Source organism: bacterium, from assembly GCA_021108215.1.
GTDB lineage: Bacteria > Oederibacteriota > JAAXVQ01 > JAAXVQ01 > JAUVAV01 > JAIORK01.
In genome coordinates this window covers 1-4,832 of sequence record JAIORK010000007.1, presented here as the reverse complement: position 1 = coordinate 4,832, position 4,832 = coordinate 1, and the positions used below count along the sequence as shown (strand labels likewise).

Genomic DNA, 4,832 nt, shown 5'->3' with positions numbered 1-4,832 from the left:
GCATCACGAAAGTAGCTTTACATGCGGCTTGAGGTCAAACTCGCTGAAATACTCCGTCTGGCATACATATTTCGTCAACCAATTTTTGTATATTATAATTAGGATAACTATAGCCAAAGGCTTCTTTACAACTTTTATATAAATTTTGGCCATCTATGAATATATAGGTCTTCTTTTTAGGCGGGTTAGGCATTATTAATATTCCAAAAAATAACCCCGCCCGAAGCCTTTCGGCAATCAGACGGGGAGCAAATATAAATTAAATATATCATTTGATCTGTTATTGTCAACAAATTGTTGTTATTTTTTATCCTTAGTAACATTATCGTCTATTTATTCAACTTTCTTTAAACTCTCTCCTGTAATATAGACGCAATATTACCTATTTTGTTTCATTTTTTTATAGAATATTTTCCTTATTTTTTAGCTATTACCTATTAAAATCAATTTTATTTGATATTTTATCTACAAAATATTACTTTTCGGACAAATGTACCCTAACTGTGGGCATCAATGACAATTATCCCCTACGAAAGTCACCGGATTCCCGATACGTTCATTCGGGAATGACATTACTTTAAAACGATTTTTATGAAAACAAATCGATTTGTTCGGGGGCTGGGGCTTTGCTGGTTTCTGTTTTTGTTGGTGTTGGTGTCGTTGGTGGTTTCGGCGTCTTGGTTGTCGGTGCCGGTATCGGTGCCGGCGTTGAAGATTGCTGCTGCTCTAAGACTTCTAACAACTTCACCATGGCCAAGGTATCTTGCTCACAATAAACCAGCAATGCTTTGAGGATTTTTTTCTTTTCCGCATCTGATACCTTACCTTTGAAACAATCAACATATAATCGCGATGCACTCTCGCCTTCTTTAATTTCCAGCTCATCATAATTCATATCCGGTACAAAGGCAGGCAGGACTTTTTTGATGGAAGCCGAGCTTTTCATGGCCGGCGAATAGAGATAGCGACTGTTAAAGGGCACCCACAAGTCAACCATCCGTTCGTTGAGCGCGAGCAGGGCGTCTGCATAATCAGGATAAGCTTCTGCCATTTCTTTATTCCGGGTGGCTTCAAACGCTTTGTAATACACAACCACTGATCCTGATTGACCGCAATCTTTGATTAATTGAGGAACCAACGTCGTTCTCGGATCTTCATTGCCTTCATACAAAAACGCTTTGTGTTCCAATTTCCCGCCAGGTTTCTTTTGAATATGTAAGGAATACTGAAATGGCACTTGCTGATAAGGTGAAGTATTATCCACCAAAGGGATGGCATTGCTCAATGTCTCATAATCCAGATAATACAAAGGATAGGTCAGGGTATCTAAAAACGCCTTGATATTACTTTCCTCTTTATAGATTTCGTCATGACGATACGCTTTGATATCGATTTGCTGCTTATCCGTCAATTCAAAGCTTGCCGGGATATCCTGAAGACGAGAAATATTTTGACTCACCAATTCCTGGAGTTTCTCACCTCTAAACAAACTATAGACCGAGTACTCGGGGATATGTTTCCAGCAATGGTGCTTAAAATCACATTCAAAAGGCACATCACAATGCGGCCCGATGGGTTTCTCCGGCGCCTCCTTCGTATCAATCAGTGCTATTAAGTCATTCACTTCTTTTGCCACATCATCCAGGCGACCCCGGACGATTTCTGTAATATCTTCAGCAACAAAAAGATCCTTCGGATTGATCTCGCCGTTTTTGACAAATTGATTATTCACATGCATTAAGTGACATTGGTTAATCGGAAAACCTGCTTGTTCAAATGAGTAGAGTTGAACCGCCATATCATCCAAATGATATTCTTTGACACTGGTCGAACTTTTTACTTCGATTAAATCCCACTGATGGGTTATCTCATTTTTCTTTAAAATATCGATTCTGCTGTACAACCCTGCTGCGGTGCAAGCTGCTGCTTCATAAATAACGGTTTCGCCATTCGCAATCGCTGTTTGGGTATCATTCACAAACTTCGTGATTTCAAAAAACTTCCCTTTTATTTCCAACCCATTGGGATAGATCTGTTTGGCCAATTCCCCGACGTCATGACCGCTGTCAAACAATGCTTGCTTGGCAGCATCAATGGGCGGGATCAAGTCTTTGCGATGTTTAAAATACCATAACGCCAACGGACATTGATGCCCTTTGATAAACTGTGATTTGGATAATCTTAATTTTGGACAAGCCATTTTTTCCCTCGCTATTACAACAACCCTCGTAGGGGAACTCCAGGTGTTAGGTTGTAAGATTTTTCATTTTAAATCACTTCCCTAACTACCTAACACCGTCCACAATTTTCTAAACACTACTGAAAAGATCATTGCTCTCACTATCAATTATCACTATAATACTACAATACACACAAAAAAGGACTGGTCCCATGTTCAATTACAAAGGTGGCGGTATTATTTTTCTCCGGAAAATAATCCAAAAAGCCGGTAAAGAAACTGAGCTTCTCAGCCAATTAAATACAGAAGAACAACAGCATTATAATAAAACATTGGAAGTTTCCTGGGTGCCGATCGCTTTCGCTAACAAACTTTTTGAATTAACCTCCCAATTATGTTATGCCGACCTCCCGCACGACAAACAATTGTATCAGGTAGGCCTTGATCTGGCTAAAAGCAGCGTGAATAACATTTACCGCCTGGTATTCAAATTAATATCACCGCATACTATTTTAAAAAAAGCCGCCAATGTATGGCGAACCTATCACAGCGGCGGCACGGGTACCGTCATCAACAAAACCGAGCACAGCGCTTCTTTTCAGGTCACCGGTTACCCTGATCTTCCGGAGAATTTTGCCGAGGCGACCTGTGGGTATATTGCCGGCTTGTTGGAATTGGCAGGTGCTGTAAATTCCAAAGTCACCAAGTCAAATGAAAATGATAACTGGCTATGGCATGCCAAATGGGACAGCTGACACACCCCTTATTTTGTAAACGTTCGCAAGCGCCAGCGCCAGGCAAGCAAGTAGACACCTGTCAACAGCAGGTAGACACCCAGCAAATAATTAAGTATGGTGGGAAATAGCAGCAATAAAATTCCCACCATGAAGGCCACGCCTAAATAAATCCAGGCCCAGGACCGATATCCCCAGTAAAACATCCAGGTATTGACCAGCGCGTGAAAAAACAGCAGCAATGCAATCACGAAATAATTCAAAACCGTGGGCCAGACGAGCGTGAGTATGCCAAACGCCATCAGGATGCTGCCGGCAATCACGGTCCCGACATCCCCCCGGATGCGCTTCATCAGCAGCGTAACACCTGAAGCCACAAAGCTTACTGCAATCACAATATTCAAAGCCAGCGGCGCAACCAGTAAAACCACCCCGGCTGCCAATACTACCCAGCCGCCGGTATTCACTGCATCCATTGCACTGCGTGATTCATGTTGGGTTTTCGGAATAATTCTTATCCTGGTAGGCATCTTCGTCTCCTTTTTATTACCCCATAATCTGAATTCCCCTACAAACGGAATGCACAAATTGTACCTTGCCTTATGCTGTTCAGCCAGATTTTTTTAGGGGTATACGCGTACATTTGGCAGAAGGACATTACTTGCTTTTAAAAAAAATCATTATAAAATCCGGGTTTCATAGTAAACTGGTTCCTGAGTCAGAGCAAAAATTTTTCCTGCTCGAAACAGACAACGCGGAGGAAGCCAATGCCTAAGAGAAACGGACAGAACCCCATCAGAATGGATAAAAATCCTAAAAACGCGCGAGGAAAATCAAGCAACACCGGCTTTGCTCAAACCAAAACCAACGGATTAATCCAATGCCCCAAGTGCAAAACAGATGTCCCGCCCAGACCCGGCTTTCGGACCAAATCACTCAAATGCCCCAAGTGCGGAGCCTCCCTGGGGTAAATTGATCATCCGAACGACGTCCTCAATTAAAAAGCTTTCACCACGGAGGGCACGGAGCCCACGGTGAAAAGCCAAAATCATTTTGGGATAAAAATCCACAGGCTTACCCGGCGAAAAACTAAAAGTAACAAGAGATAAAGGCACAAAATAAAAACCCCGCAAGATATTATCGTGCTAGTGCAAACACGATGGACATAAGTCCATCGATGAAGCAAGTGAAAATATCGCCAAAGGCGAACATCTCTCGACAAAAATACCACGGGTGTAAACCCGTGGATTTTTATCTCGCGGGGGTTGGGTTGACAATTATTTAGGCGACTTTATTTTCCAGCCGGGTCACACGCCGTTCCAATTCTCCGATAACATCAAGCGATGGCTTCTGCCGTAATTCTGTCCGGATCGCAGTCTGACCTTCATGAAGCAAGGCAATTTGTTCGTGTAAAGAATCAAATTTCTTATCATGCTCACCAATTCTTTTTTCAACCTTCCCAAATTCGTGCTGCATCACTTCCACAATCTTTTTCTGATTTTCTTCAAACCGCTCCACCACTGTTTTAAATTCACTCATGATAATCTTTCCTTCTTCCATCATTTTCCAGCATCCCAATTGTGTTTGACTTTACAAGTTCTGCCAACCTGTAAAACCTCTCTACAATTCGACTGAAATTTCCTGAAATCTTTGCGTTTTTTTATCGTGCTAGCGTTTTTTCTTGAACCCGCCGCCTGATCGCGTACCACCATGGGGTCTGCCCGCTTTGGGTTGATTAGCACTACCACGGTATCCTCCACCGGCTGCGGGACGGCTGGCGCTGCCACGGTATCCGCCACCGGCTGCAGGGCGGCTGGCATTATCACGGTATCCGCCACCGGCTGCAGGACGGCTGGCATTATCACGGTATCCGCCACCGGCTGCAGGACGGCTGGCATTGTCACGGTATCCGCCACCGG

At 43.2% G+C, this 4,832-nt stretch carries 5 protein-coding genes; 1 reads left to right on the top strand and 4 read right to left on the bottom strand.

Features of this window, described 5'->3' with window-relative positions; genetic code table 11:
- Positions 1-589: 589 nt before the first annotated feature.
- Positions 590-2,200 carry a DUF2779 domain-containing protein gene (locus tag K8S19_01505; protein ID MCD4812361.1) on the bottom strand — a complete coding sequence of 537 codons (1,611 nt, stop codon included), beginning with the start codon at positions 2,198-2,200 and terminating at the stop codon, positions 590-592.
- 191 nt (positions 2,201-2,391) lie between these two features.
- Between K8S19_01505 and K8S19_01500 the strand changes: the two genes are divergently transcribed.
- A complete protein-coding gene (locus K8S19_01500; GenBank protein MCD4812360.1) occupies positions 2,392-2,934 on the top strand; it encodes a hypothetical protein in 543 nt (180 codons plus the stop codon).
- 8 nt (positions 2,935-2,942) lie between these two features.
- Here K8S19_01500 and K8S19_01495 read toward each other — a convergent pair whose 3' ends face one another.
- The 3 genes from K8S19_01495 to K8S19_01485 form a co-directional block, all read right to left on the bottom strand.
- Entirely contained in the window at positions 2,943-3,119 is a 177-nt protein-coding gene (locus K8S19_01495) for a DUF3096 domain-containing protein (protein ID MCD4812359.1), read from the bottom strand.
- A gap of 1,075 nt (positions 3,120-4,194) precedes the next feature.
- Positions 4,195-4,476, bottom strand: a complete 282-nt coding sequence (locus K8S19_01490; GenBank protein ID MCD4812358.1) for a hypothetical protein — start codon at positions 4,474-4,476, stop codon at positions 4,195-4,197.
- A 105-nt stretch (positions 4,477-4,581) separates the two neighbouring features.
- Positions 4,582-4,832, bottom strand: a 251-nt coding sequence (locus K8S19_01485) for a DEAD/DEAH box helicase (protein MCD4812357.1), incomplete at its 5' end; no start/stop codon positions are given.